Below are 25,418 nucleotides of genomic sequence, written 5' to 3'. Positions count from 1 at the left end.
CGTGCGGCGTCCGTCTCTGCGCTGGTTGCCCTCGTGGCTCTCGCCTCATCGGCCCCCGGTCGGGACGTCGCACCCGGGGCGGGGTTCACCTCGCGCCCGATGCCCCTAAAGGGTGACTGGTCGGAGTCCGTTCGTCAAGGATCTGACGCGGTTCGGCCCGCATTTCGCCGTCACGCCGGGCCGAGTGCAGGCTGCGATCGGGCCGCGACCGGTCCGATCAGGACGGCAGGTCCGGGATCTTGGACAGCTTCCAAGTGCCGTCGACCTTGGTCAGTCCGACGAGGTAGGTACCGCTGGTGCTGCCGGCGGCGGCGCCGTCGCGTTCCATCGAGACATCCTGCACGAGCAGCACTTCGGCACTGTCACCCTGGAGGTAGGACAGGCCGGCCTCGAGCACCTGGGCGTCGACGGTCGTGGCGGACTGCTCGTAGCTCTCCTTGAGCGCCGGCCAGTTCTTCTCCAGTTCCTCGACGAGGTTCGGGGTGAGGAACTCCCCGAGCGAGTCGTGGTAGGCGTCGAGGTTCTCGTGGTCGATCGACACGAGTCGCTGGACGTTGGTGCTGGCGGCGGCGATGACCTCGTCGGTGGCCGCCTGCTCGACGAACGCCCTGTTGTCGACCGAGATCCCCGGCAGGAAGGCGAGGTAGGTTCCCGCCGCGCCTGCCGCGACGCCGACGACGAGCGCGGCGTAGGTGAGCGGCCGGGCGAGACCACGACGACGACCACGGTCCTCGGACGCCTCGGAGGGCGCGGTCCGCCGGGAACGCTTCGGGGCGGACTCCTCCGGCGTGGTCGCGGCGGTCTCCCTGCGGGAGGTCGGCGAGTGCCCCGCGAGGCGTCGCGTGGAGGCAGAGGCGGAGGCGGCGGTCTGCTTCTGGGTTCTCTTGATGGGTGGCATTTCTACCGGACCTTCCTCATCGTCCGCCGGAGGTGGTGGGGGCCGGCGCGGTGGTCGACTCCTCCTCCGCGGTATCGCTGTCGTCCGCACCGCTCGCGTCGGAATCACCGGCGTCTGAATCACTGGTGTCTGTACCGCTCTCGTCCGCGCCCTCGGTGGGATCGCCCAGTTCCTGAACGGACGCACTGGACTGACCGACGGGCACGGTGACGCCGACCTGGTTGACGGCACTGGCCTTCCACTCGTCGTCGACCCGCGTCAGATCCACCCGCATCGCCTGACGCCCGGTGATGGGTTCCTCACCCTCACGCTCGGAATGTGCGGTGAAGACGACCAGGACGGCTGCCTCTCCGGCGTCCAGGTCCATCTTCTCGACCGCCGTGTTCGAGACGGTGGCATTGGTGACGGCCTTCTGCTCGACCACGCGCTTACGGACGTCCTCGGACCACTGCTTCTGCTCGTCGAGGAACGCACCCGTCGAGGCACCGGCCAACTGCTCCAGCGACTGGTCGACGCTGCGGTGATCGAAGCTGAAGGCGTTGATGATCACCTGCGAGGCGACATCGGACACCGTGTCCCGCTGGTTGGCCAGGTCCTGGTCGGAGCGTGCCTGCCAGTACCTGGTGCCGAACACCGCGAGCAACACCAGCCCCACGACCAGAACGACTACCGCCACGATGGCCAACCATCGGGGGACGCCGCCGCTCTCGGCGGCATCGTCGGTCTGGCCTTCCTCCTGCGAACTCATGGCGGCGACGGTACCGGATGGACGGCGCGACGGGTGATCGCCCGTCCGCTCCGTCACCGCGGGATCAGTCCCTGCAGCACTGCGAGCTGCTCGGCGGCCACCGACAGGTTGAGACGGTCCGCGTCGACCTTGGGCTTGGTGTCCCAGGGTTGTTCGACGCCGGGATAGGCGTACTCGACCCGGTCGGCACCGCGCACCGCGCTGGGGCTGCCGAACGGCACCGTGCATCTCGCGTCGTAGTTCGGGGGGAAATTCTGCTCCTGCGGGTCGAACGACGGATCCGCGGCCTTCATCTCGTCGATGATCCGCTTGGTCCCCTCGTACCCCATGGTGCACGGGGTCGGGTTATCCATTTCGAGCACCAGACCGAAGTGGATTGTGCCGTCACCGGGCGCCACGGACAATCCGCCGGCGGCCAGGGCGGGGAGGAGCTGGAGCAGCACCTTGAACGACGGCGCGAGCGGATCGACCGTCTTCATCGTCGTGGACAGGTTGGATACGGACCGCGACAGCGGTTCGCCCGAGTTCTCGACGAGCTTTCGTGCCTCGTCCGCGGCTTCCGGCGCGGTCGAGATGAGCCGCTCGAGATCGGAGTCGGAATCGCGGAGCGCCTCGGTCACGATCCGAAGGTCGCGCGAGAAGCTGAGGATCTCGCCCGACTGATCGGCCTGGGTGTCCAGGACCGTCGCCCCGTCACGGATGAGCGTCTGGAGCTGCGGCATGGTCCGGATACCGGAGTCCGAGATCCGGATCAGGGAATCCGCGAGCCGCTGGAGCTGAGGCCCCCTGCCCTCGAAGGCTTTACCGAGCTCGTCGACCGTCACCTCGAGTTCGTCGAGCGGGACCGAGCGGGTGAACTCGTCCACGGATTTGAGGAGCTCCCCCACCCTGACGGGTAGGGCTTCCTCGCCGGCCGAGATGACGTCGCCGTCCCCGAGGTAGGGCTCGGAGAGGCTGTTGGGCTGCAGGTCGACGTACTGTTCACCGATCGCCGAACGATTGGCCACGACGGCGACGGTGTCCGCCGGAATGTCCGGCGCACTCGAGTCCAGGTCCAGTTCGACACGCACTCCGTCATCGGTCAGCGACAGATCCCCCACGCGCCCGACCGGGGTGCCCCGGTAGTTGACCGCGGCGTTGGTGAACACACCACCGGTGTCTGGGAGGTCGAGATACACCTGGTACTGACCGATGCCGAACAGCGACGGCAGACGCACGTAATTGGCGCCGACGTAGGTGATTCCCACCGCTGCGATCACGCAGAAGAGGATGAGCTGGGTTCTCAGGGTCTTGGTCATCGGAATCCGGGCTCCCCTGGTTCGGGCAGGTAGTTCTCGGAGAACTCCGAGGTACCCGGCGCTTGCTTCGGAGTGACCGCACGATCCATGATCGGCGGCACCGGGAGCAGCGGCAGGACGATCGTGGTGCGCCGGTCCGGGCCGTTGTCACCGACCCACGGGTTACCGGGATCGATGTTGTACGGCCCGCTCGTCGTGGTGGGTGTCACCGAGACGGGGTCGCCCTGGTTGGCGCCGAGGTTTCTCAATGTCTCGGAGATCGTGGCGTCGACCGACAGGAACACGTTGGCCGCGCTGCCGACGGTCGACTGGATCGACGCGTCCGGGAACGGGAACGTGGGCACGAACCCGGTCAGCTGGATGAGGTCGGGCGTCGATTTGGCGAGGTACTGCAGAACCGGCCGCAGCGCCCGGAGGTCCGCGATGAGGTCCTCGCGGCTCTCGAGGAGGATGTCGGATCCGACCTGTCCGAGCGCGTCCACGCGCCGGAGCATCTCGACGAACTGCGGGCGCTGCTCCTCGAGTACCGCGACGCCGGCCGGGAGCTCGTCGAGCGCGGCCTGGATCTGCATCCGCTGGTCGTTGGCCCGGGCGGTCATGAGGTTGACCCCGTCGAGCGCCGCTGTGATGTTGTCGCGCTGGCGGTTCAGCCCGGAGATGAGTTCATCCGCCGATCGGATCGTCTCCGTGAGGCCTTCCTCCCGGCCCTCGGTGGCCTTGCGCAGCTCCATCACGATCGGTTGGAGCTGGTCCACTCCCCCGCCGTTGAGGACGAGGGACAGCGCGCCGAGCACCTGCTCGATATCCGTCGCCGTGCGGGTGTTGGAGGGGCGGATCACGTCACCGGATTCGAGCTCGCCGTCGGCCGGCTCGTCGACGGGCGGGGTCAGCTGGACGAACTTTTCACCGAGGAGGTTCGTCTGCTGGATCGACGCCTCGACGTTCGACGGAAGTTCGACGTCGTCGTTGATCACGACCTCCACCTGCGCCGTCCAGCCGTCGTCGGCCAGGGCGATGCCGGTGACGCGCCCGGCGTCGAGGCCGTTGACCTTCACCGACGACTGGAGGACGAGGTCCAGGACGTCGTCGAACTGGATGGACACGGTCTTGGGGTTGTCCCCCACGTCCGCGCCGCCGGGCAGCGTGTAGTCCTCGAGGTTCGCCGAACAGCCCGCTGCCAGTGCGGCGACCAGTGCTGTGGCTCCGAGCGTCCGACCGGCGCGTGCCAGTCCTGCCCGGCCGGCCCGGGACACCCCCGCACCGACGGGCGAGCCTGATCCGACTGTCGTGGTGTCGGTCATGTGGTTCTCGCGGCTTTCGTTCATCACCGGCCCCCTTCGGATGCCGGGGTCATCGGCCAGCCGTAGTTGCCCTGGACGGTGCCGGGGACCGGGATCGACTGCTTCATCTCGCCGGCGAGGATGCCGAGCGGGAGGTCCGGGTTGGACGCGCGGAGCTCCTGGTTGCGGATCGGCGCGAGGTCCTCACAGGCCGTGATGTCGGCGCGGCGTAGGTTGTCGAGCTCCTGGAACATCTGGTTGCCGGGGTTGAGGCGGCCGAGCTTCATCAGCGTGCACAGGACGCCGGCGGGGTTCTGCTTCTCCGGGATGTTCGGACGCATGGCCAGCGTCCCGGACTCCGCGTCGTAGGCGGAGATGAGGTTGGCCAGGGCCAGCGGCGCGGTCTTGAGAATCTCCTCCAGATCACCGCGCTGGTCGGCGGTGATCTGGCTCAGGCTCGCGAGCTTGTCGGCGTTGGTCCGGATCAGGTCCTGGTTGTCCCGCACGAGGCGGGCGACGTCGGCCAGGGCGTAGCTCAGTTCGGCCAGGGCGCCCTGCAGGTCCTCGCGCTGACCGGCGACCGTGTTGTTGAAGGTCGCCATCTGGGTGTTGAACTCGCGGACCTGGGCGTCGTTCTGGGCCAGCATGGTCACGAACGACTGGAGGTTGACCACGGTCTCGCTGATGTCCTGGCTGGAATCGGCGAGGGTGGTGGCCGCGACGGAGAGCTCGTCCAGTGAGCGACCGAGTGCCGCGCCGTTGCCACCGAGCGTGTCCGCGGAGGCGGTGATGAACCGGTCCACGGATCCCTCGGCGTTGGCGCCCTCGGGTCCAAGCGCCTCGGTCAGGTCCTCGAGCGATTTGTAGAGCCGGTCCACCTCGACGGGTGTCGCGGTCCGCTCGATCGGGATGTGGGCGCCCGATTCCATCGTCGGACCGCCCGAGTAGGCCGGGACGAGCTGGACGTTGCGGTCCGGGACCACCGACGGGGTGACCTGGACGGCCTTGGCGTCGGCGGGGATCTCGACCCCCCGGTTGACGTGCAGCTTCACCTCGACGGTGTCACCCATCGGGGTGACCTCGTCGACGGAGCCCACGGTCACGCCGAGGATCCGGACGTCGGTACCTGGGGCGACACCGACGGCGGTCGGGAACGTCGCGGTGACGGTGGTACGTCCCAGCCGTGTCACGGCCAGGTAGGTGACGGCGACGATCGCGACGACGACGACGAGGAGCAGCGCCACGAGCCAGTACGGCAGCTTCTTGTGCATCAGTTGATCCCACTCAATCTGACAGGGCCACGGGCACCCGGATAGAACGGAGGCTCAGGTGCACCCGGGGGTATCAGGTTGGTGACGACGGAGTCGAACCACCGGCCGGTGCCCAGCATGTTGGCGTAGAGCCGGTAGAAGGGCGCGAGGTTGTGGATCGACTTCTTGACCTGGTCCTCGTGGTCAGTCAGGATTCCGAGAGCCGAGTCGAGGCTCTGGAGGGTGGGACCGAACTCGGCCTCGTTCTCCGCCACCAGGATCCGTAGCTGTGAGGACAGCCCGCGGGTCGCCGCCAGGACGACCTTCAGACTCTCCGACCTCGCGTTGAGCTCACCGAGGAGCTGCCCGGTACCGAGGATGAGCCGACGGAAGTCGTCATTGCGGTCAGCGAGGATCTTGGAGCTCGTGCGGGTGGCCTCGAGCAGCTCGCGGAGTTCGGCGTCCCGGCTCGAGATCGTCTGCGACAGTCGTGCCACACCGTCCACCGCTCCCCTGAACTCCTCGGGTGAGGCCTGCATGGTCTCGGTGAGGGTGTCGAGGCTGTCCGCCAACTTCTCGTCGTTGATCTCGTCCAGTGTCTCCGCCGCCGACGAGAACGCCGTGACGACGTCGTAGGGCGCGACTGTCCGCTCGAGCGGGATCGGCTCGGACCGGTCGATCTCGTTGTTGCCCGCCGGTGCGAGGGCCAGGTACTTCTGGCCGAGGACCGACTTGATCTGGATGCTCGCACGGGTGTCGTCGCCCAGCCAGGCGTCCTTGGCACGGAACTCGACGAGGACCTTGTCACCCTCGAGCTCGACGCCGGTCACCACACCGACCTTCACACCGGCGACCCGCACCTCGTTGCCGTCGGTCAACCCCGCGGCTTCGGAGAAGTGCGCCTTGTATTTCGGTCCCGCGCCCACGATCGGGATGGAGTCCAGCATGAACGACGCCGCCGTGAGGGCGAGGATCACCAGGATGCCGACGGCGCCGATCATCGGATTGGAGAACCGTGGCTCGTCGGCCTTGCGCTTGCTCATCAGATCCCCCCTGCCTGGCATCGGGGTGCGGCGTTCGTGTAGAGCACGTGATTGATCGTCGGTCCTCCGCTGGGGAGCAGGTTGGGGACTCCGGCGCCCGGTCCGGACACGATGTCCGCGCCACACAGATAGAACTGGAACCAGGAACCGAACGAGCCCATCCGAATGAGGTTGTCGGTATTGACCGGCATGTTGTTGAGCACCTCGGAGACCTTGGGCTCGTTCGCGACGAAGTCGTCGGTGACCTTTTTCAGGTGATCCAGCGATTCGGTGACCTGGGGCCTGGTCGCGGTGATGATGTTCTCCGCCGACGCGGTCAGATCGGCCATCGAGTCGATCGAACTGCCGACCGCGTCCCGCTCCTGTGACAGACCTTCGACGAGCTGGCGAGTGGTCACCACGAGCTGCTGGAACTGCACGTCGCGCTCGTTGACGGTCTGCAGCACCCGGGTCAGGTTGTCGATGACCTCGCCGATCACCTGATCACGGTCCGCCAGGTGATTGGTCAGCTGAGACGTCTGCTGCACGAGGCTGGTGACCGTCCCTCCCTCGCCCTGCAGAACCTTGACCAGCGAATCCGCCAGGGCGTTGACGTCCTCGGGTTGGAGCGTCGTGAACAGCGGACGGAAGCCGTTGAACAGCGCGGTCAGATCGACGGCCGGGGTCGTCTGCTCGATCGGGATCGTCGTGCCCTCGGGCATCGTCGTCCCTCCCTCACCGGGCACCCGGGCGATGTTCATGTACCGCTGGCCGATCATGTTGCGGAACCGCAGCGTCAGGTGGACGTTCTCCGGCAGCGTTCGGTCTCCGGACATGGTGAAGTTGACCTTCGCCTTGTCTCGCTCGTAGATCTCGTACGAGGTCACGTGTCCCACGACGACGCCGGCGATGCGGACGTCGTCCCCTTCCTCGAGCATGGTCACGTCCGAGAAGATCGCCGAGTACTCCGTGCCGGAGTCCCGGGTCCCGCCCCGGATCGTGACCGCGAGAACGGTGCTGAGCATGGCCGTGACGACGATGAACACCGCCAGCTTGATGAACGATCCGAGCAGGCCGCCACGGAACAGCGCCTTGAGTTTCGGGCTCACTTGAACGCCACGTCCGTTCCTCGCAGTCCGGGCGCGCCGATGGCGCCGATCCACCCGGGGATCTCCTCGACGTCACGCGAACTCGCGACCCCGTACACGGAACGGACGGTGTCCGCTTCCAGGGGCGACCCGGCGTACGCCATCGCCATGACGTCGTCACCCTGTCCGGCCGTGACCGTCGACGGGAACGGTCGGTTCGGCTGCTCCGGGACGGCGCGGCCCGGTGCGGCGGGCACGGTGCCACGGGTGCGCATCTCCGGGACGGGTCCGTCCTCGAGCAACGGGTTGGGCAGGGTGGGGATGAACTCCGGGCCGGGGTTACGCGAGGGCACCTGGTAGGACCCGTCCGCGATTGCGCCACCGGGCGCCGACGGGAACATGAACGGCGGTTCGGCCGGTGTGTAGCACCGGGGTCCACGGGTGTCGAAGAACCGCGGCTCGTCCTGGTTGGGGACGTACCGCCCCTTGGGGTTGACGACCTCGATCGTGACCCGGATACCGGGCGTCGATGTGCCCACACCGAGGATGTCGTCCGACCGCTCGAGCGCGGTCATGAAGTGCTCGACCGTGCACGGGAGGGCGGGGGTGTACTCGGCGAGCGCCTCGAGGGACCGCCGGGAGTCGATCGCGAGGTCGATGAGGTCGTCTCTGTTCCTCGCCAGGAAGTCCGTGGTGACCTGCGCCCCGGAGCTGATCCGCTGCATGCCGTCCGCGATGTCGGTGCGCCGGTGGATGACCGTGTCGCCGGTGGTACGGAGTGCGTCCAGCGCATGGATCAGATCGGGCAGGGCCTCTGAATAGGTCTGCGAGAAGGTCGCGAGATCCTCCAGCCCCGACTCGAGTGCGGGCATCTCCTGAGAGATGCCGTCGAACACGGTGCCGATGTCGACGAGACTCGCTCCGAGCTCGTCGCCCCGGCCGGCGAGTGCCTGGTTGATCGCGCCGAGGGTTCCGGCGAGCTTCTGCGGCGGGACCGCCTCGAGAACAGGGAGCAGGCCGTCGAGGACCCGACCGAGCTCGAGCGCGTTACCCCGGGTGTCCTGCTCGATGGTGCCCCCTGCCTCGAGGGTCCCCACCGGGGTGTCGGGGAACGCGAGCGAGACGTAACGCTCACCGAACAGGGTCTTGGGGAGGAGCCGTCCGCTGATGTTCGACGGCAGCTGGTCCATGAACTCCGGGGTGAACTCCATGTCGACCCGGACCTTGTCCCCTTCGGGCTGCACTTCCGCGACCCGACCGACCAGGACGCCTCGCGCCTTGACGTCGGCATCGTTGGGCAGGGAGAACGCCATGTCATCAGTGAACATGGTGATGGTGTCGGATTTGGTGAAGGCCCTGTTGTAGATCGCGACGGTGACACCGACGAACGCGAGGACGATCACCACGAACAGCGCGGCCAGGAGACGCTTGCGCGTCGAGGACATCTCGGTCATCCGGCAACCCGCACAGTCGTGGTTGTGCCCCAGAGAGCGAGTCCGACGAAGAAGTTCAGGATCGCCACGACAACGATCGTGGTTCGCACGGCGCGCCCCACGGCGACGCCGACACCGGCGGGTCCGCCCGAGGCGGTGAAGCCGTAGTAGCAGTGGATCATGACCAGGACGAACGCGAAGATGATCACCTTGATGAACGAGTAGATGACGTCTTCAGGTGGGAGGAACAGGTGGAAGTAGTGGTCGAACGACCCTGTCGACTGCCCCTGGATCATCGTGTTGACGCCTCTGGTCGCCAGGTACGACGACAACAGGCCGACCACGTAGAGCGGGATCACCGCGATGAACCCCGCGATGATCCGGGTCGTCACCAGGTACGGGACACTCGGGATCGCCATGACCTCGAGCGCGTCGATCTCCTCGGAGATCCGCATGGCCCCGAGCGTGGCGGTGAATCCACAGCCCACCGTCGCCGACATGGCCAGTGACGCCACGATCGGCGCCACCTCACGGGTGTTGACATAGGCGGACAGGAAGCCGGTGAGGACGGAGCTACCGATCTGGTCGAGGGCGGCGTAGCCCTGCATGCCGACCACCACACCGGTGAAACCGCTCATCATGAGGATCACACCGATCGTGCCGCCGAGAACGGCGAGCACGCCGACGCCGAAGGTGACCTCCGCGATGAGCCGGAGCACCTCGTGGCGGTAGTGCACGATCGTCTGCGGTATCCAGCCGATCGCCCGCATGTGAAAGGCCAGCTGGTCGCCCAGCGAGTCGAACGAGGAGACGGGGCCACGGACCATGGCCCGCAGCCGGGCCCTGGCGGGGCCGACGTCGGTATGGATGGCCATCTACGACCCCTTCGGCGGAACGATCTGCAGGTACACCGCCGTGAGGATCAGATTGGCGAAGAACAGCAGGAGGAACGTGAGGACGACGCCCAGGTTGACGGCGTCGCCGACTCCCTTGGGCCCGCCCTTGGGGTTCATGCCGCAGTAGGACGCGACTACCCCGGCGATCAGTCCGAAGACCATCGCCTTGAGGGAGGACATGATGAAGTCCGGCAGTTGCGCGAGCGCACCGAAGGACATGAGGTACGCGCCCGGGGTACCGCCCTGGAGGAGGATGTTGAAGACATACCCGCCGGAGATTCCGACGATCGACACGAGCCCGTTGAGCAGCACCGCGACGAGGATCATTCCGAGAACACGCGGGACGACGAGCCGTTGCACGGGGTCGATTCCCAGCACACGCATGGCGTCGAGTTCCTCGCGGATGGTGCGGGCGCCGAGATCGGCGGCCACCGCCGACCCGGCCGCACCAGCGATGAGGAGCGAGGTCACCAGCGGGGCGCCCTGCTGGACGACGGCCAGCACACCGGTCGCACCGGTGTAGGCCTCGGCTCCGAGCTGCTGCACCAGGGATCCGGTCTGCATCGCCACGACCGCGCCGAAGGGAATCGCGACGAGCGCGGACGGCAGGATGGTCACCGAGGCGATGAACCAGGACTGCTCGATGAACTCGCGGAACTGGAACGGCCGTTTGAAGACCCCGCGGATCACCTCGAGGAACAACCGAAAAATCTTCCCGGCCTCGCCGATCGCGCCGCGGACACCTCCGCCGACGTCGGCTGCCGAGACCCCTGCGGTTCTCCCGGACTGCGTTGCTGCGTCCTCCGCCATCACACCTCCCCCCAGACTCGTGGACTGCTCAGTCAGTTCTCAGAAGCACCATAGTGGTCGTCGACACCGCCGCCTGTACCGGCCGTCGACGCTGCCCCGGCAGTGGCTCCGGCCCCGACAGTCCCGCTGGTCAGACCACGGGACGCCCATTCCTCGCGGATCGCGTCCTGCGCCTCCTGCGGGAGCGTGTCGAGCATCTCGGACACGCGCTTCTCGCGGCGGAGCTCACCCTGACGGACCGGGCTGCCGGGGGTCGGCTGCATCTGCGCGGGAACGCCACGCAGTTCGTCCTCGCCGGGCGAGCCGTCGTTGTGGCCGGCCTCGGCCTGCTCCATCTCCGCGCGCATCTGCGCGTCGTCCTTCTCCTCTGACATGCCGATGGGACCGAGCTTCGAGCCACGCAGGAACTGGCGGACTGCGGGCTCCTCACTGGTGAGGAGCACCTCGCGGGGGCCGAACATGACGAGGTTCTTGCGGTAGAGCATGCCCAGGTTGTCGGGCACCGTGCGGGCGAGGTTGATGTTGTGCGTCACGATGAGGATCGTGGCGTCGATCTGCGCGTTGATGTCGATGAGCAGCTGCGCGAGATAGGTGGTGCGTACCGGGTCGAGGCCGGAGTCGGGCTCGTCGACGAGGATGATCTCCGGATCGAGGACCAGGGCGCGGGCAAGACCGGCGCGCTTACGCATACCGCCGGAGATCTCACCGGGCAGCTTGCCCTCGGCCCCCGTCAGACCGGTCAGCTCGAGCTTCTCCATGACGATGTTGCGGATCTCGCTCTCCGACTTGCGGGTGTGCTCCCGCAGCGGGAACGCCACGTTGTCGTAGAGATCCATCGAGCCGAACAGCGCACCGTCCTGGAAGAGGACGCCGAAGAGCTTGCGGACCTCGTAGAGCTCCTTGGCGGTGCACTGGAGGATGTCGGTCCCGTCGATGATGATCTTGCCGCGCTCGGGACGCAGGAGACCGATGAGCGACTTGAGGAAGACGGACTTACCGGTACCTGACGGTCCCAGCAGTGCGCTCACTTCTCCCTCGGGAAGAGTGAATGTGACGTCCTCCCAGATCTTCTGCGAACCGAAAGACTTGGTCAGCCCTTCGACGGAAACCTCGACACCCACGTCACCACTCCTCACTTCAGTCCACGTCTGTGGCCACGGTCACTGTAAACTACCGCTCTCGACAGTGGCTTTGTTACATACCCCGGACTTCCGTTACTCCGGGCGTGTCGTGTCGCCCGCTGAAAGGCGTCTGACACGCCGGAATGTGACGTCCGGGCCCCGATCAGAGGAAATGCCGCAGGGACGGCCCGGCACGATGCCGGACCGCCCCTGCGGTCACACAGATGTGAGGTCGTCAGCTCACTTGAGGGAGGCGCTGGCGCCGGCCTCTTCGAGCTTGGCCTTGGCGGCCTCGGCGGCCTCCTTGTCGACCTTCTCGAGGATCGCCTTCGGGGCGGACTCGACGAGATCCTTGGCCTCCTTGAGGCCCAGGCCCGACACGAGCTCGCGCACGACCTTGATCACGCCGATCTTCTTGTCGCCGGCCGACTCGAGGACGACGTCGAACTCGTCCTGCTCGGCGGCACCGGCGTCGCCGCCGGCAGCCGGGGCACCGGCGGCCGCGACGGCGACCGGAGCGGCGGCGGTGACCTCGAAGGTGTCCTCGAAGAGCTTCACGAACTCGGAGAGCTCCAGAAGGGTCATCTCCTTGAAGGCCTCGAGCAGCTCGTCGTTGCTGAGCTTCGCCATGGTGGCGTCCTTTCGTTGTGTCCCGGTGTCGTCAGGCGACCCGGAAGCGTGTGGGGTGTGTCAGTTCTTCTTGTCCTGGAGGGCGCCGAACAGACGTGCCAGCTGGGAAGCGGGCGCGTTGAACAGGCCGGCGGCCTTGGCCTGGTTGCCCTTGAGGGCACCGGCCATCTTCGCGAGCAGGACCTCGCGGGACTCGAGCTCGGCGATCTTGTCAAGCTCGGCGGCGGACAGCGCAGCGCCGTCCATGACGCCGCCCTTGACGACGAGCTCCTTGTTGTCCTTGGCGAACGTCTTGAGCGCCTTGGCAGCGTTCACGACCTCGCCGGTGACGAACGCGATAGCAGTGGGGCCGGACAGGAGGTCATCGAGACCCTCGACTCCGGCCTCTTCAGCAGCACGCTTGACGAGGGTGTTCTTGGCCACGGTGTACGTGGCGTCCTCGCCGAGCGCCTTACGCAGTTCGGTGACCTGCGGAACTGAGAGTCCGCGGTACTCGGTGACCACGGCGGTCGAGGAGTTCTGGAAGTGCTCCTTGATCTCCGCAACGGCCTGGACCTTGGCGGGCTTTGCCATGTTTCGCCTCCTTTCTGCTTCATCTCGCCCGAGAGAAACACGAACGCCCCGTGCGCAGGTGGGCACGGGGCGTGGAGGCACTGTCCGGACCCGAGGGCCCGGCGCGACAGTCCGACGCTGATCCGATGTTCGCCTGCGCGGGTCGTCCGGGCGCTCCCGGACCCTTCGACCATCCCCGGCGGGAATGGCGACCTGCGGTCTTCGGTGAAACTTGATCAGTCACCCGGCGACACAGGTCCGTCGGGCGCTCAAACTTCGACTCAACAATAGAGGCAATCCGCGCACACACCAAATCCTCCGGAAGGAGCGAATGGCGGGCGGGTCGGGATTCTGACAGATTGGAGCCGTGCCCCCATCCTCGTCCCGAGTCGCCGTCATCTACAACCCGATCAAGGTAGGTGCCGACGAGATCCGTCGGCGCACCGAGAGCCGGGCCGCCCGCCACGGGTGGACCGACCCCCTGTTCTATGAGACAACCGAGGACGATCCGGGGACCGGACAGGCGGCTGCCGCAGTCTCCGAGGGAGCCGGCCTCGTGATCGCCTGCGGCGGCGACGGCACGATCCGATCGGTCGCCCGGGGGCTGCTCGGCAGCACGATCCCCATGGGGGTCGTCCCGCTCGGCACCGGCAACCTGTTGGCCCGCAACCTCGAGATCCCCCTTGACGCGGTGGACCGCGCGCTCTTCGTCGCGATGAGCGGCCGGACCACGTCCATCGATCTCGGAGAGGTCACCTACACGGACGGCGAGGGAGAGTCGCACGACGACGTGTTTCTCGTCATGCTCGGCGCGGGAATGGACGCCGACATGATCGCGGGCACCGACGACCAACTCAAGGCCCGGGTGGGCTGGCTGGCGTATGTCGGCGCGTTCGCCAACACACTGCTACGTGGTCACAGGATCAAGGTCGAGTACTCGATCGACCGGAACCCGCAGGTGTACACGAAGGCCCGGACGCTTCTCGTGGCGAACTGCGGGATGCTCCAGGGCGGCATGGTACTGCTGCCCGCGGCCCAGATCGACGACGGGAAGCTGGACGTCATGGCGCTGCGCGCGAAGGGCCCCCTCGAGTGGGCCCAGGCGGGCGCCGTACTCGCCAAGCACACCGTCAGCCACCGAATCCAGGGGATCCGGGGCACGACTGCACAGGCCGAGGACCGGGAGCGGCGCCAGACCTCGGCGGTGGACTTCCGACAGGGCATCAGGATGCGGGCGCAGATCCTGGAGAAGCCGGCCGCCTTCCAGATCGACGGTGAGGACTGCGGTCAGGTGACCGAGTTCTCGGCGCGCATCACCAACCGTGGTCTCAAGGTGCGGGTCGCGAACTGAGGCCGCACTCGCGCCGAATCCGACAACCGGCACTGCTGAGGTGCGTCGCAGCTCCACGAACGTCGTGCCGCACCCTGCCGCCCCGCAATGGACTCCGGGCCCCGCGACCGTCATGGTCGCGGGGCCCGGGGTTCCGGTGAGGAGTCTCAGCTCATCTCGTCACGTGTGACTCACTCGGAGTCGGTGCCACCCTCGAGCAGCTTGGACACTGCAGAGGTGTCGACCGGGATGCCGGGGCCGGTCGTGGTGGAGATGGTGATCTTCTGCAGGTAGCGGCCCTTCGAGGAGGACGGCTTGAGGCGCAGGATCTCGTCGATCGCGGCCTGGTAGTTCTCCGTGAGCTGCTCGGCCGAGAAGGAGGCCTTGCCCACGATGAAGTGCAGGTTGTTCGCCTTGTCGGTGCGGAAGGTGACCTTGCCGCCCTTGATGTCCGAGACGGCCTTGGTCACGTCCATGGTGACGGTGCCCGTCTTGGGGTTCGGCATGAGGCCACGCGGGCCGAGCACGCGGGCCACACGGCCGACCTTGGCCATCTGGTCCGGGGTGGCGATCGCGGCGTCGAAGTCCAGCCAGCCGCCCTGGATCTTCTCGATGAGGTCCTCGGAACCCACGACGTCGGCGCCGGCGGCCTCGGCCTCGGTGGCCTTCTCGCCCGCGGCGAAGACGATGACGCGGGCGGTCTTACCGGTGCCGTTCGGCAGGTTCACGGTGCCACGGACCATCTGGTCCGCCTTGCGGGAGTCGACGCCAAGTCGCATGGCGACCTCGACGGTGGCATCCATCTTCGTCGAGGAGGTGTCCTTGGCCAGGGCCATGGCGTCCAGAGGCGAGTACAGCTTGGTGCGGTCGACCTTTTCAGCGGCGGCCTTGTAGGCCTTGCTGTTCTTGCTCATGTCTCATCCATTCCTGCCGCGCCCACTGCGCAGCGGTTGGGTGTGGTTCGGGCCTGAGCTGCCCTTCCACAGGTGTGTGCTTCGGGGTGGGTCAGCCGTCGACCGTGATGCCCATGGAACGGGCGGTGCCGGCGACGATCTTTGCCGCGGCGTCGATGTCGTTGGCGTTGAGGTCTTCCATCTTGGTCTGGGCGATCTCGCGGATCTGGTCCATCGAGACCTTGCCGACCTTGTCGGAGTGCGGGGTGCCGGAGCCCTTCTGCAGGCCGGCGGCCTTGAGCAGGAGCTTGGCGGCCGGCGGCGTCTTCAGCTTGAAGTCGAACGACCGGTCCTCGTAGACCGTGATCTCGACCGGCACGACGTTTCCGCGCTGGTTCTCGGTGGCGGCGTTGTAGGCCTTGCAGAACTCCATGATGTTGACACCATGGGCACCCAGAGCCGGACCGACCGGCGGGGCCGGGTTGGCGGCGCCGGCCTGGATCTGGAGCTTGATGAGCCCTGCGACCTTCTTCTTCTTAGGAGGCATCGTCTTCCTGATTCTTCGACTGGATCTCGGCTCTGCGCTGTACACGCGGGAGGCCGACTGTCGTGTGTGCCTGACAGACCCCCACCCACCGGCAGCGGGCAGAGGAATACAAGCGCAACCTTGGAGAGTCTACGTTCAATACCTGCCCAACACGAATCGACTGCTGCGCACCCTGCCCTGTCACACCCGTTCGACGACGAAACCGCCCCACGCTGCGCGCGTGGGGCGGTTCGCCAGGAAGTACGAGGTCGGCGTCAGTCGATCTTCTCGACCTGCGTGAAGCCCAGCTCGACCGGGGTCTCGCGACCGAAGATCGACACCAGCACCTTGAGCTTCTGCGCGGCCGGATCGACCTCGGAGATGCTCGCGGGCAGCGTGGCGAAGGGGCCGTCCATGACGGTGACGGACTCGCCCACCTCGAACTCGACCTCGATGGTCTGCGGAACCAGTCCACCCTCGCCCTCGGCGGCGGCCGCGGCGGGCTTCTTCTCCGGCTTGGGAGCCAGGAACTTGGCGACATCGCTCAGGGACAGCGGGGTCGGCGCGCCGGTGGCACCACCGGTCGCGCTGACGAAGCCGGTCACGCCGGGGGTGTTGCGCACGACGCCCCACGACTCGTCGTCCAGCTCCATGCGGACCAGGACGTACCCGGGCAGGACCTTGCGGTTGGCGGTCTTCTTCTGCCCGTTCTTGACCTCGGTGTACTCCTCGATCGGGACCTCGACCTGGTAGATCTTGTCTTCGGCTCCGAGGGTGACGGCACGGGTCTCGAGGTTGGCCTTCACCTTGTTCTCGTACCCGGCGTAGGAGTGGATGACGAACCAGTCACCGGGCAGCTTCCGCAGCTGGCGCTTGAACGCGATGATCGGGTCGATCGCGGGGGCCGCGGTTTCCCCGGCATCAGCCTCTCCCGCATCAGCATCCCCAGCGTCAGCGGTCTCGTCAGCGGCGTCGCCGGCGGCCTCGCCCTCGACGGTCTCGTCGATCACGTCGTCCGCCGCCGGGGGCATCTGCGCGTCCTCGGGATCCGCGCCCGTGTCACCGAGCACCGCGTCGGCCTCGATCTCGGCCTGCTCAGCGGCCGCGGGGGTCTCCTCGACGCCGTCGGCCTCAGGGCTCTGGTCGATCTCGCTCACGGAATTGCGGTCCTCTCGAATTTCGTCGGTCCGGTTCTCGCCCCGGACGTACAGCGGCGGGTCGTCAGCGGTCGAAGACCAACTCGACGAGCTTGCCCGCACCGAAGTCGACGCCGGAGACCAGCGCCGTCATGAAGATGAGGAACAGTAGCACCACGATGGTGTAGGTGACCATCTGATTACGCGTCGGCCAGATGACCTTGCGCAGCTCCTCGGCCACCTGCCGGATGTACGTGATCGGGTTCGCGCGAGCGGTCCGCGTGTCTTCCGGCGTGTCCGCGTCAGTGCGCACCCTCTTCGCCACGGCGGTGTCGCCGCGACCGGCTTTGCCGGTGGGAACAGCCGTCTCGGAGTCGCGGGCGCCGTCTGTGTCGACGCTGTCGTCGCGATCGGTGCTCACGCGCCTACCTCCGGGTCGTCTGGCTTTGCGGGTAAGTGCAGGGGCGACAGGACTTGAACCTGCAACCTGCGGTTTTGGAGACCGCTGCTCTGCCAATTGAGCTACGCCCCTTCGGCCGGTTTCCCGACCATCCGTACCTTCCACGAACTGCGGTCCGCACGAACGCCTCGACTCTACAGTGTCGGCGACTGCCGTGGGCAGCGCGGGCCGCGACCGCTTCCGGCCGGGCATCCCACTTTACGACAAGCAGTGCCCTGCGTCGAAATCATGCCCGTCGCGGGGGCACGGACGTCGTTCGCGCGGCCTCCGGGTCAGCCCGGCGCGACCGTGACCGGGTCAACCCAGCGCAGCAGTGACCGGGTCAGCTCAGCGCGACCGTGATCATCGCCTTACCGAACACCTTGGCGCCGGCGGACGTCACGGTCAGCGCCACCTCGGCGCTCGCGCCGTCCTCGGCGACCGAGCGCACCTTGCCGGCCACCTCGAGTACCGCCGGCTCGTCAGCGGGCACCACCACGGGCCCGGCGAACCTGATGGACGTGGCCAGCACGGTGTCCGCTCCCCCGGCCCACTCGGCGACGACCCCGATCGCCAGCGCGGACGTGAGCATCCCGTGCGCCACCACTCCGGGCAGGCCGAGCGACTGCGCCGCCGCGTCGTCGAGGTGGATCGGATTGTGGTCACCGGAGGCCTCCGCGTATCTCCGCAGGTCGTCGCGGGTGACCTCGAGACGGCGGGTCGGCAACTGGTCGCCGGCGGAGGGTGAAGTCGGTGCCGTCGTCGTTGTCGTCGTTGTCGTCGTTGTCGCCGTCGGCGCCGTCGGTGCGGCGGCCCCCGTCGCCTCGCCCTCGGGCGTGGATCCCTGGGACGTCATGGCTGGACCTCCGCGGTGAGCAGTGCACTGGTCAGGGTCTGGACGGCCGCGCCGCGGGCGTCGCGCAGGACGGTGTCGAAGCCGATCATCCGCCCGCCGCGCGCCGACCGTACGCCGGTGACCGTCGCGGTGGCGGTGAGGACGTCGCCGACCCGGATCGGCCGGTGGTGCTCGCTGGATTGCGCGGTGTGGAGGGTGCGCGAGAGGTCGATACGCAGCGCGGAGTGTTCCATCACGGCGCGCTGGACCGGGGCGGTCAGCGCGGCGGCGAGGGTCGCCGGAAGCTGCCCCGGCGGTGCGGAGACCGCCTCGGCGAAGCGCGCAACCACCGCGTCGGTGACCGTGACGGGATCCCCGACGACGACGACGGGGTCATCAGCGTTGTCTGTGCTCACACCCGGTGACGCTACCCCAGCGCCGGCGCCCGTCCCGCCGGTCTCGCCCGGGTGGCCGCCGCCCCGGCACGCTGCTGGCCCGAGGCCGGGTCAGACGTATCGGAAGCCCTCGTTCTGCGCCCACGCGAAGAGCTTGTCGGCGGTCTCCCGCCGCGACGGTGGGTGGTAGCCGAACACCTGGACGGCCTCGAAGGCGTACGCCAGCTCGCGGCTTTGACGCCGCTGCCCCGAAGCTGATCCCTTAGACACCAGAGACGACGAGAGCCGCCCGCGGAATCCACGGGCGGCTCTCTCGGTGTACCGGTGGGGGGACTCGATCCCCCGACCTCACGATTATGAGTCGTGCGCTCTAACCAGCTGAGCTACACCGGCATGCTCTGCTAGTCGGGCGATCGCGCCGCCCGCACAGTGCGAGCCCCCTGTCGGAATCGAACCGACGACCTTTTCCTTACCATGGAAACGCTCTGCCGACTGAGCTAAGGGGGCGGGCCACATCGAGTCTCGGACTGTCCGTCTTCGGCTCGGTGCGTAAGCCTTTAGCAGATTACACACAGGCTTCGAGTGCACACAAATCGGCTGGTCAATGGTGGCCTACCCCGATCTGAGCGGCGGCTGCTCGCCGTCGGGGGTGGCAGAATGCTCCCATGCGCATCTCCGTGGTCGTTCCGGTCCTGAACGACGCCGAAGAACTCCGCGGATGTCTCGCCGCACTGCTCGGACAGTCGCGACCGGCCGACGAGATCGTCGTGGTCGACAACGGCTGCTCCGACGACAGCGCGGCCGTCGCCCTCGCCGCGGGCGCGCGGGTGATCGAGGAGCCCGTCAGGGGCATCCCGGCTGCGGCGGCGGCCGGCTACGACTCGGCAACCGGCGATGTGATCGCCCGGCTGGACGCGGACTCTCGCCCCGGCCCCGACTGGCTCGCCCGAATCGAGACGGCCTTTGAGACGGACGCGGAGCTTTCGGCACTCTCCGGGCCCGGCGAGTTCATCGGGCTCGAGGGATGGCGCGCCGCGGCGGCCCGGGTGCTCTACATGGACGCCTTCTTCCTGTCGGTCGGCGCGGCGATGGCGCACCCGGTACTGTTCGGCTCCAACCTGGCGATGCGCCGCAGTGCGTGGGATCGGGCGCGTGACGGTGTCGACCGGAACGACCCTGAGCTCCACGACGACATCGACCTGTCGTTCCAGTTCGGCGCCGCCGACCGCGTGGTCGTGGACCGCTCGCTGAGCGTCGGGATCTCCGCGCGTCCCTTCGACGACCCAGCCGCGATGCGGAGACGGTTCTCCCGCGCGTTCCGGACGATCTTCCGCAACTGGCGTACGAGCCCACCCTCGCAGCGGTGGCTGGAGCGCGCCCGCGGCTGAGAGACGTGAGCGCGTCCGCCGCTGACAGACGTGACAGGCACGGCCGCGGAAGGCCCGGACGGCGAGGCGGCGGTCAGCCCCAGACGAGAACCGACCAGAGGACGAGCTGGGTCACGCAGAAGCCGGCCAGCATGTTGAGCACGAGGAAGCGCTTCCAGCCCTCATTGGTCACCTCGGCGGTCGCATCGTCGACCCGGAGGTAGGCGGCGACCGTCGCCAGGTACGGCAGGATCGCGAACGCCGCACCCGACGCGGGCCACGGCGCGCAGATCAGCAACACCAGGACGGCGGCGACGTAACAGGCCAGCGCAAACCAGACGGTGCTCCGCGCCCCGAGCACGGTCGCGACCGACTTGAGGTCGGCCTCGCGGTCGAATCGCACATCCTGCACGGCCCCGAACGCCTGGGACGCCGCGCCCCAGAGCATGAACGCGACCAGGCACGCCCACACCCCTGCGGTGAGTTCGGCCCCGGCGATCGTCCACCCGATGATCGCCGGGGAGACGAAGTGGAATGCGGAGGTGACCGAGTCCAGGAACGGGACTTCCTTGAACCGCAGCCCTCTGACGCTGTAGGCGATCACGGCGAACATGCTGGCCGCCAGCCACAGTGATGATTCCGCCGAACCCACCAGGACCAGGTAGACCAGGAACGGCGCCGTCGTCACGGCCGAGGATACGAGCGTCGCCGTGTGGCGCGACCGGTCGAGCACGGCGCCCTCGACCCCGCCCTTACGCGGATTGCGCAGGTCGGACTCGTAGTCGAAGACGTCGTTGATCCCGTACATCGCGAGGTTGTACGGCACCAGGAAGAAGACCGTGCCGATCACCCCCACGAGGTCGAATCCGCCGGTGGCCAGGAAGTAGGCCAGAGCGAACGGGGCGGCGGTGTTGACCCACGACACCGGACGCGATGACCAGAACAGCGTGGTGAGCAGTGCGGGTGGCGCCAGCCTATCCGGAACACTTTCCCGAACGCTGTCCGGAACGCCTGTCCCGGGCTCCTGCGGAGAAGCATGTCCGTCGGCCACGGCCGCCGGCGCCCGCGCCGTGAGTACGGACCACACCGAAGGCACGAAAACGGCGGCGGCGACCGCGTACGAGAAGTCCTCGATCGGCGCCAGCCCGAGGCGTAGGCCGCTGGTGAGGGCGTCGTCGTAGGCCACGAGACCGGCGGCGATCATGAGGTTGTCGAATATCGCGGTGAGGACGAGCAGCACCACCAGCGAGCCGCCGACGCCGAGCAACCACCGCCGTCGCTCGGCCCCGCGCAGTCGCCACAGGGCGATCGCCGCGGCGCCGAGCACCGGAATCGACATGGTGAGGTTGATGGTCGTGTAGATACCGGTCACGGGCACTCCCCCGTTTCGCCGGTACGGGCCGGGTCGTTCCCTGTCCGCCGCGCGCTGAGGTGCTCGGCCGCGGCCGTCACCCCGGTCGCACAGACGAGCGCCAGGTAGGACAGGAAAGCCAGGAACACCACCTCTTCGACAGGGATCTCCGGCGCGATGAGCAGTCCGGTCATGAAGTCGGTCCGGCCGCGGAAGAACACACCGCTGCGCACGCCGAGAACGTCCCAGGTCAGGAACAACGCCACTGCGGCGGTGACGGCCAGTGCGGTGGCGGCCGGGGCGCGGAATGCGGCGAGACGCAGGCGGTGGTCGATCACGCCGATCCCCGCGAACGACAGGGCCTGGACAGCCAGGTACGCCAGCCCGATCACCCGCTGAACACCGTACCTCCGCCCGGCTCGGCCACCGGGGCGGTGCCGGTGTCGCCGCGCACGTGCTTGAGCACGAGCTCCGCACTGATGAGGCACATCGGCAGCCCGATCCCCGGAATGGTCGAGGCGCCCGCGTAGAACAGCCCGTCGACGTGCCTACTGACGTTGCGGGTGCGGAAGAACGCGCTCTGCGCCAGGGTGTGCGCCGGGCCGAGTGCGGTACCGCGCCAGGCACCCAGATCCGCCTCGAGATCGGCCGGCGCGATGGTTCGGCGTACGACGATCCGCTCGGCGAGGTCCGGGATGCCGGTCCAGTCGGCGATCTGCGCGATTGCCTGGTCGGCGGCCGCCTCGATCGTCGCGTCACCGGCCCCGTCCACACCGCCACGCCCCGACGCGGGGTCGGCGGGGATCGGCACCAGGACGAAGAGGTTCTCGTGTCCCTCCGGCGCGATCCCGGCATTCGGGTCGGTGTCGGTCGCGCTCGGTCTACACACGTAGAGGGAGGCGGGATCGGGGATGTGCGGTTCGTCGCCGAAGATGGCGTCGAACCCCTCCTCCCAGCGCTCGGTGAACAGCAGCGTGTGGTGCGCCAGCTGTGGCAGCTCGCCGCGCACGCCGAGCAGCACGAGCAGCGCACCGGGTCCCGGCACACGCCGGTCCCAGTAGGACTGCGGGTAGGTGCGGAGGTGGTCCGGCAGCCACCGGGTCTCGAGGTGGTGCAGGTCCGCGGCGCCGACGACGAGGCCGGCCGGCAGCGTCCGCTCGACCCCTGCCCGGTCACGTACCCGGACCCCCGTCACGGAGTGCCTTTCCGGGCCGGGGTCGGAGACAGTGAGGGCGATCGCCTCGGTGCCGGTGTGGATGCGCACGCCCTGCTGCTCTGCCACCCTCCGGACGGCCGCGATGAGCTCGGTGAAACCACCGCGCGGGTAGAGCACCCCGTCGGCCAGGTCGAGATGGCTCATGAGGTGATAGATCGACGGCGCGAGGTACGGCGAGGAGCCCAGGAACACCGCCGGGTAGCCGAGGATCTGCTGGATGCGGCGGTCCCGGAAGCGGCGGGCCACGTACGACTGCAGCGGCTGGGCGAGCCGCGCGAGAAGCGTCCCCGCGCGGGCCACGACCTCCCGCCGCACCAGGGCCGGGTACGAGGTGAAGTTCGTGTAGAGGAACCGCCGCAGTGCGAGGTCGTAGGTCATACGGGCCGAGTCGAGGTACCTGTCCAGGACCGCGCCGGCCCCCGGCTCGAGCGACTCGAACAGCGCCGTGGAGGCGGCCCGGTCCGAGCGGACGTCGACCGGCTCGGACTGGTTCTCGAAGTAGACGCGGTAGCCGGGATCGAGTCGAACCAGGTCGAGCTGCTCGGCGGACGAGGTGCCGCAGAGTCGGAAGAAGTGGTCGAACACCTCCGGCATGAGGAACCACGACGGACCGGTGTCGAAGCGGAACCCGCCGGACGACCAGCTACCCGCCCGGCCGCCGACGTCCTCGGTGGCCTCGACGAGCGTGACGTCACGGCCCTCCCGGGCGAGTAGCGCCGCAGTGGCCAGCCCGGCGATACCGCCGCCCACCACCACGACGGGACCGTCGGGGGCGACGGGTCGCCCCCGACGCGGCCGCAGTCGCAGTCGCAGCCGCTCGACCTCACCACTCATCGGGACACCCCCGACTGTCGGGAGACCCGGCGACCGGTGGCCGCGGCGCGGGCGATGATCTTCAGCTTCACCGCGTCGGGCACGCGGACCCGCCCGGAGCTCACTCCGGCGGCGCCCGCGGCGCGCAGCCGCGCGTTGAGTTCCGCGAACAGATCGTGCGCGGCCAGCACCGCGAGGCGGTCCCGGCCGGGGATCCGGTCGATCGCCACGCGGGCCAGCCGCAGGTCGACGTCCACGTCGTCCGCCAGCTCGCGCACATCGCGGTCGGTCAGCGCGAGCGGATCCCGACCGGGCAGATAGTTGCGGCCGAGCTCTCCGGAATCCTCGCGGACGTCCCGGAGGAAATTGACCTTCTGGAACGCCGATCCCAGTGCACGTGCACCGGCTGCGAGCTCGTCGTCGTCGCCCGATCCGCCACCCGCGAACGTCCGCAGGCACATCTCCCCGATCACCTCCGCGGACCCATGGATGTACCGGCGCAGCGACTCGTCGCTGTGCGCGGTGACGTCCAGGTCCGCCTCCATCGAGTCGTAGAACGGGTCCACCAGGCGTGCGCCGATCCCGAACCGGCGTGCGGTGTCGGCGAAGGCGTGGGTGACGGGGTCCGGGTCCAGCCCCTGCTCGATCGCGCGGTGGGTGCGGCGGCGTGCCTCGGCGATGAGCTCCCGCGCGGCGGCCGGGTCGTCCATCGCGCCGTCGACCACCTCGTCAGCGACCCTCGCCCACGCGTAGATCGCGGCGACATGGGGCCGGGTGGCCGGCGACAACAGTCGGCAGGCCAGGGCGAAGGACGTGGAGTAGCGGCGCAGCAGCACCTGCGCGCACGCCCGCGCTGCCTCGGTGAACTCCGCGTGGGGGTTCGTCGGGGTCATCGGGTCCTCTCCAGGGCGGCGGTCAGGTGGGGTGCGAGGGCGGCCCGGATCCCTGCCGGGATGCTCGGGCGGTCCAGCGCGGTGCGGGCCGCAGCGACCAGATCCTCGGCGACCCGCTGCGCGTGGTCCCGGGCCCCGCACTCGTACAGGAGCTCACGCGCGGCATCCGGGTCGGGATCTCCGTGGCCGTGGCCCCCGAGCGCGGCGTCGATGCGCGGCCAGGCGTCGGTGGTGGCGGCGAACGCCAGCAGGACGGTGGGAGCACCGCGCAGCAAATCGCCCTCGTTGGACTTACCAGTCACCGCCGGGTCGCCGAACACTCCCAGCAGATCGTCGACGACCTGATAAGCCGTGCCCAGGTGAGCGCCCACCTCACGCAACGACTCGACGGTCTGGTCCTCGGCACCTGCGAGGATCGCGCCCAGCACGAGCGGCAGGGAGACCGAGTAGGCGGCAGTCTTGGCCTGCCCGATCGCCAGTGCGCGCTCCCGGCTCGGCGGACGGGCGTCAGCGGAATAGTGGATGTCGGCGTACTCACCGGCCACGGAGACCGTGACCGCCAGTTCGACCTCGTCAAGGACCCGGTGCACCGTCGGTGCGGGCACCGGTAGGCGCGCGAAGCCGCTCATCGCAGCGACCAGCAGCATGTCGCCTCCCAGCAGCCCGGCGGCCCTGCCGACGCCCTCCGCGTCCACCGGTGCGACGCCCCGAGCAGCCACCCGATCCCGCGTCCGGCCTTGGAGATTGGACTGACCACGACGGTGGCAGTCGCCGTCAACGACGTCGTCGTGGATGAGAAAAGCCTCGTGGAGCAGTTCGAGCGCCTCGCCCACCGCGACCCGCACCGCGGGGTCATCGCCCCCGGCAGCGACGTACACAGCCTCCAGCAGCGCGGAACGTATCCCCTTGCCGGTGCGCGTCGTGGCGTCGAGATCGGCCACCCAGTCGTCGACGGCGGAGCCGAGCCCCGCGGGCACGTCACGCACGGCCATCCGAGGGACTGCGGTCACAGAACACGGGGTCATGCCCTGTTGTTCGGAGCGGAGGCGAACGCGGATGGGTCCGGACCGCGGCCAGTCGAGTCCGAGTCTGTCGTCGCCACCCACGTATGCACGCCGCCAGCCTATCGCGACGCGCGGCGTCGGCCACCAGAACCCGAAGCATCTCAGAAATGCACGAAGACCCCCGCTTGTGGCAG

27 protein-coding genes and 3 tRNA genes are annotated in these 25,418 nt (G+C 68.3%); 2 read left to right on the top strand and 28 right to left on the bottom strand.

Translation table 11 applies throughout. The features are described from left to right. Nucleotides 1-217 precede the first annotated feature (217 nt). The 13 genes from OPF83_RS13330 to rplJ form a co-directional block, all read right to left on the bottom strand. Nucleotides 218-898 (bottom strand): hypothetical protein, encoded by a 681-nt coding sequence (locus tag OPF83_RS13330; RefSeq protein WP_264887971.1) that lies wholly within the window; start codon nucleotides 896-898, stop codon nucleotides 218-220. 16 nt (nucleotides 899-914) lie between these two features. Then, nucleotides 915-1,646, bottom strand: coding sequence for a hypothetical protein (locus OPF83_RS13325; protein ID WP_264887970.1), 732 nt, complete (start codon nucleotides 1,644-1,646; stop codon nucleotides 915-917). A gap of 53 nt (nucleotides 1,647-1,699) precedes the next feature. After that, nucleotides 1,700-2,944 carry an MCE family protein gene (locus OPF83_RS13320; RefSeq protein WP_264887969.1) on the bottom strand — a complete coding sequence of 415 codons (1,245 nt, stop codon included), beginning with the start codon at nucleotides 2,942-2,944 and terminating at the stop codon, nucleotides 1,700-1,702. Continuing rightward, nucleotides 2,941-4,269: an MCE family protein gene (locus OPF83_RS13315; protein WP_264887968.1), complete on the bottom strand. Its 1,329-nt coding sequence runs from the start codon at nucleotides 4,267-4,269 to the stop codon at nucleotides 2,941-2,943. Before OPF83_RS13315 ends, OPF83_RS13320 begins: the two co-directional genes overlap by 4 nt. Beyond that, the gene (locus OPF83_RS13310; protein ID WP_264887967.1) at nucleotides 4,269-5,495 is read right to left on the bottom strand and encodes an MCE family protein; all 1,227 of its coding nucleotides are present in this window, start codon (nucleotides 5,493-5,495) and stop codon (nucleotides 4,269-4,271) included. The genes OPF83_RS13315 and OPF83_RS13310 overlap by 1 nt, the downstream gene beginning before the upstream one ends. Beyond that, a complete protein-coding gene (locus OPF83_RS13305) occupies nucleotides 5,495-6,517 on the bottom strand; it encodes an MCE family protein (protein WP_264887966.1) in 1,023 nt (340 codons plus the stop codon). The genes OPF83_RS13310 and OPF83_RS13305 overlap by 1 nt, the downstream gene beginning before the upstream one ends. After that, nucleotides 6,517-7,605 carry an MCE family protein gene (locus OPF83_RS13300; RefSeq protein WP_264887965.1) on the bottom strand — a complete coding sequence of 363 codons (1,089 nt, stop codon included), beginning with the start codon at nucleotides 7,603-7,605 and terminating at the stop codon, nucleotides 6,517-6,519. Before OPF83_RS13300 ends, OPF83_RS13305 begins: the two co-directional genes overlap by 1 nt. Continuing rightward, on the bottom strand, nucleotides 7,602-9,038 hold the full coding sequence (locus tag OPF83_RS13295; RefSeq protein WP_264887963.1) for an MCE family protein: 1,437 nt from the start codon (nucleotides 9,036-9,038) through the stop codon (nucleotides 7,602-7,604). The genes OPF83_RS13300 and OPF83_RS13295 overlap by 4 nt, the downstream gene beginning before the upstream one ends. Next, nucleotides 9,035-9,844, bottom strand: coding sequence for an MlaE family ABC transporter permease (locus OPF83_RS13290; protein WP_375546268.1), 810 nt, complete (start codon nucleotides 9,842-9,844; stop codon nucleotides 9,035-9,037). Before OPF83_RS13290 ends, OPF83_RS13295 begins: the two co-directional genes overlap by 4 nt. 48 nt (nucleotides 9,845-9,892) lie before the next feature. Continuing rightward, nucleotides 9,893-10,723 carry an ABC transporter permease gene (locus OPF83_RS13285; protein WP_264887961.1) on the bottom strand — a complete coding sequence of 277 codons (831 nt, stop codon included), beginning with the start codon at nucleotides 10,721-10,723 and terminating at the stop codon, nucleotides 9,893-9,895. A 32-nt stretch (nucleotides 10,724-10,755) separates the two neighbouring features. Then, on the bottom strand, nucleotides 10,756-11,844 hold the full coding sequence (locus OPF83_RS13280; protein ID WP_264887960.1) for an ABC transporter ATP-binding protein: 1,089 nt from the start codon (nucleotides 11,842-11,844) through the stop codon (nucleotides 10,756-10,758). Between the two features lie 240 nt (nucleotides 11,845-12,084). Next, complete coding sequence (gene rplL, locus OPF83_RS13275; RefSeq protein ID WP_264887958.1) at nucleotides 12,085-12,474, bottom strand: 50S ribosomal protein L7/L12; 390 nt, start codon at nucleotides 12,472-12,474, stop codon at nucleotides 12,085-12,087. A 60-nt stretch (nucleotides 12,475-12,534) separates the two neighbouring features. Next, on the bottom strand, nucleotides 12,535-13,047 hold the full coding sequence (rplJ, locus tag OPF83_RS13270; protein ID WP_264887957.1) for a 50S ribosomal protein L10: 513 nt from the start codon (nucleotides 13,045-13,047) through the stop codon (nucleotides 12,535-12,537). A gap of 346 nt (nucleotides 13,048-13,393) precedes the next feature. On the opposite strand from rplJ, the gene OPF83_RS13265 reads away from it, so the two are divergent. Then, a complete protein-coding gene (locus OPF83_RS13265) occupies nucleotides 13,394-14,377 on the top strand; it encodes a diacylglycerol kinase family protein (RefSeq protein ID WP_264887956.1) in 984 nt (327 codons plus the stop codon). Between the two features lie 170 nt (nucleotides 14,378-14,547). Here OPF83_RS13265 and rplA read toward each other — a convergent pair whose 3' ends face one another. The 10 genes from rplA to OPF83_RS13215 form a co-directional block, all read right to left on the bottom strand. Then, nucleotides 14,548-15,270 (bottom strand): 50S ribosomal protein L1, encoded by a 723-nt coding sequence (gene rplA, locus OPF83_RS13260; RefSeq protein ID WP_264887955.1) that lies wholly within the window; start codon nucleotides 15,268-15,270, stop codon nucleotides 14,548-14,550. Nucleotides 15,271-15,361: 91 nt separating this feature from the next. Further along, nucleotides 15,362-15,796: a 50S ribosomal protein L11 gene (rplK, locus tag OPF83_RS13255; protein WP_264887954.1), complete on the bottom strand. Its 435-nt coding sequence runs from the start codon at nucleotides 15,794-15,796 to the stop codon at nucleotides 15,362-15,364. Between the two features lie 254 nt (nucleotides 15,797-16,050). Next, complete coding sequence (nusG, locus tag OPF83_RS13250; protein WP_264887953.1) at nucleotides 16,051-16,932, bottom strand: transcription termination/antitermination protein NusG; 882 nt, start codon at nucleotides 16,930-16,932, stop codon at nucleotides 16,051-16,053. Nucleotides 16,933-16,996: 64 nt separating this feature from the next. Beyond that, a complete protein-coding gene (gene secE / locus OPF83_RS13245; protein WP_264887951.1) occupies nucleotides 16,997-17,332 on the bottom strand; it encodes a preprotein translocase subunit SecE in 336 nt (111 codons plus the stop codon). 38 nt (nucleotides 17,333-17,370) lie between these two features. Beyond that, nucleotides 17,371-17,443, bottom strand: a tRNA-Trp gene (locus tag OPF83_RS13240). 250 nt (nucleotides 17,444-17,693) lie between these two features. After that, nucleotides 17,694-18,206, bottom strand: a complete 513-nt coding sequence (locus OPF83_RS13235) for a MaoC/PaaZ C-terminal domain-containing protein (RefSeq protein WP_264887950.1) — start codon at nucleotides 18,204-18,206, stop codon at nucleotides 17,694-17,696. After that, nucleotides 18,203-18,601: a (3R)-hydroxyacyl-ACP dehydratase subunit HadA gene (gene hadA, locus OPF83_RS13230; protein ID WP_264887948.1), complete on the bottom strand. Its 399-nt coding sequence runs from the start codon at nucleotides 18,599-18,601 to the stop codon at nucleotides 18,203-18,205. The genes OPF83_RS13235 and hadA overlap by 4 nt, the downstream gene beginning before the upstream one ends. A gap of 90 nt (nucleotides 18,602-18,691) precedes the next feature. Further along, nucleotides 18,692-18,850 carry a hypothetical protein gene (locus tag OPF83_RS13225; RefSeq protein ID WP_264887947.1) on the bottom strand — a complete coding sequence of 53 codons (159 nt, stop codon included), beginning with the start codon at nucleotides 18,848-18,850 and terminating at the stop codon, nucleotides 18,692-18,694. 49 nt (nucleotides 18,851-18,899) lie between these two features. Then, nucleotides 18,900-18,973: transfer RNA gene (locus OPF83_RS13220), tRNA-Met, on the bottom strand. Nucleotides 18,974-19,014: 41 nt separating this feature from the next. Then, nucleotides 19,015-19,087: transfer RNA gene (locus tag OPF83_RS13215), tRNA-Thr, on the bottom strand. 158 nt (nucleotides 19,088-19,245) lie between these two features. Here OPF83_RS13215 and OPF83_RS13210 point away from each other — a divergent pair. After that, nucleotides 19,246-19,968 carry a glycosyltransferase family 2 protein gene (locus OPF83_RS13210; RefSeq protein WP_264887946.1) on the top strand — a complete coding sequence of 241 codons (723 nt, stop codon included), beginning with the start codon at nucleotides 19,246-19,248 and terminating at the stop codon, nucleotides 19,966-19,968. A 73-nt stretch (nucleotides 19,969-20,041) separates the two neighbouring features. On the opposite strand, the gene OPF83_RS13205 is transcribed toward OPF83_RS13210, so the two are convergent. Genes OPF83_RS13205 through OPF83_RS13180 form a run of 5 tightly spaced genes read right to left on the bottom strand, consistent with a single transcriptional unit; the run spans nucleotide 20,042 to nucleotide 25,230 of the window. Continuing rightward, nucleotides 20,042-21,319, bottom strand: a complete 1,278-nt coding sequence (locus OPF83_RS13205; RefSeq protein WP_309297787.1) for a prenyltransferase — start codon at nucleotides 21,317-21,319, stop codon at nucleotides 20,042-20,044. Then, nucleotides 21,316-21,690, bottom strand: coding sequence for a lycopene cyclase domain-containing protein (locus OPF83_RS13195; protein WP_264887945.1), 375 nt, complete (start codon nucleotides 21,688-21,690; stop codon nucleotides 21,316-21,318). The genes OPF83_RS13205 and OPF83_RS13195 overlap by 4 nt, the downstream gene beginning before the upstream one ends. Continuing rightward, complete coding sequence (gene crtI, locus OPF83_RS13190) at nucleotides 21,687-23,348, bottom strand: phytoene desaturase family protein (protein ID WP_264887944.1); 1,662 nt, start codon at nucleotides 23,346-23,348, stop codon at nucleotides 21,687-21,689. The genes OPF83_RS13195 and crtI overlap by 4 nt, the downstream gene beginning before the upstream one ends. Continuing rightward, complete coding sequence (locus tag OPF83_RS13185; RefSeq protein WP_264887943.1) at nucleotides 23,345-24,220, bottom strand: phytoene/squalene synthase family protein; 876 nt, start codon at nucleotides 24,218-24,220, stop codon at nucleotides 23,345-23,347. Before OPF83_RS13185 ends, crtI begins: the two co-directional genes overlap by 4 nt. Then, complete coding sequence (locus OPF83_RS13180; RefSeq protein WP_264887942.1) at nucleotides 24,217-25,230, bottom strand: polyprenyl synthetase family protein; 1,014 nt, start codon at nucleotides 25,228-25,230, stop codon at nucleotides 24,217-24,219. Before OPF83_RS13180 ends, OPF83_RS13185 begins: the two co-directional genes overlap by 4 nt. Nucleotides 25,231-25,418: the final 188 nt, after the last annotated feature.

Origin of the sequence: Dietzia sp. NCCP-2495 (genome assembly GCF_026011735.1) — a bacterium.
GTDB lineage: Bacteria > Actinomycetota > Actinomycetes > Mycobacteriales > Mycobacteriaceae > Dietzia.
Note: the sequence above shows the minus strand (reverse complement) of the source record. Positions and strands in the feature narration are given on the sequence as shown.

Excerpts from the sequence above, each read along its gene's own strand:
- OPF83_RS13330 (WP_264887971.1), bottom strand. The coding sequence starts at position 898 with ATGCCACCCATCAAGAGAACCCAGAAGCAGACCGCCGCCTCCGCCTCT.
- OPF83_RS13305 (WP_264887966.1), bottom strand. The coding sequence starts at position 6,517 with ATGAGCAAGCGCAAGGCCGACGAGCCACGGTTCTCCAATCCGATGATC.
- rplA (WP_264887955.1), bottom strand. The coding sequence starts at position 15,270 with ATGAGCAAGAACAGCAAGGCCTACAAGGCCGCCGCTGAAAAGGTCGAC.
- OPF83_RS13210 (WP_264887946.1), top strand. The coding sequence starts at position 19,246 with ATGCGCATCTCCGTGGTCGTTCCGGTCCTGAACGACGCCGAAGAACTC.
- OPF83_RS13315 (WP_264887968.1), bottom strand. The coding sequence starts at position 4,269 with ATGAACGAAAGCCGCGAGAACCACATGACCGACACCACGACAGTCGGA.
- OPF83_RS13235 (WP_264887950.1), bottom strand. The coding sequence starts at position 18,206 with ATGACGTCCCAGGGATCCACGCCCGAGGGCGAGGCGACGGGGGCCGCC.
- rplL (WP_264887958.1), bottom strand. The coding sequence starts at position 12,474 with ATGGCGAAGCTCAGCAACGACGAGCTGCTCGAGGCCTTCAAGGAGATG.
- OPF83_RS13310 (WP_264887967.1), bottom strand. The coding sequence starts at position 5,495 with ATGCACAAGAAGCTGCCGTACTGGCTCGTGGCGCTGCTCCTCGTCGTC.
- OPF83_RS13285 (WP_264887961.1), bottom strand. The coding sequence starts at position 10,723 with ATGGCGGAGGACGCAGCAACGCAGTCCGGGAGAACCGCAGGGGTCTCG.
- rplK (WP_264887954.1), bottom strand. The coding sequence starts at position 15,796 with ATGCCTCCTAAGAAGAAGAAGGTCGCAGGGCTCATCAAGCTCCAGATC.
- OPF83_RS13290 (WP_375546268.1), bottom strand. The coding sequence starts at position 9,844 with ATGGTCCGTGGCCCCGTCTCCTCGTTCGACTCGCTGGGCGACCAGCTG.
- OPF83_RS13325 (WP_264887970.1), bottom strand. The coding sequence starts at position 1,646 with ATGAGTTCGCAGGAGGAAGGCCAGACCGACGATGCCGCCGAGAGCGGC.
- OPF83_RS13185 (WP_264887943.1), bottom strand. The coding sequence starts at position 24,220 with ATGACCCCGACGAACCCCCACGCGGAGTTCACCGAGGCAGCGCGGGCG.
- OPF83_RS13295 (WP_264887963.1), bottom strand. The coding sequence starts at position 9,038 with ATGACCGAGATGTCCTCGACGCGCAAGCGTCTCCTGGCCGCGCTGTTC.
- crtI (WP_264887944.1), bottom strand. The coding sequence starts at position 23,348 with ATGAGTGGTGAGGTCGAGCGGCTGCGACTGCGACTGCGGCCGCGTCGG.
- OPF83_RS13320 (WP_264887969.1), bottom strand. The coding sequence starts at position 2,944 with ATGACCAAGACCCTGAGAACCCAGCTCATCCTCTTCTGCGTGATCGCA.
- rplJ (WP_264887957.1), bottom strand. The coding sequence starts at position 13,047 with ATGGCAAAGCCCGCCAAGGTCCAGGCCGTTGCGGAGATCAAGGAGCAC.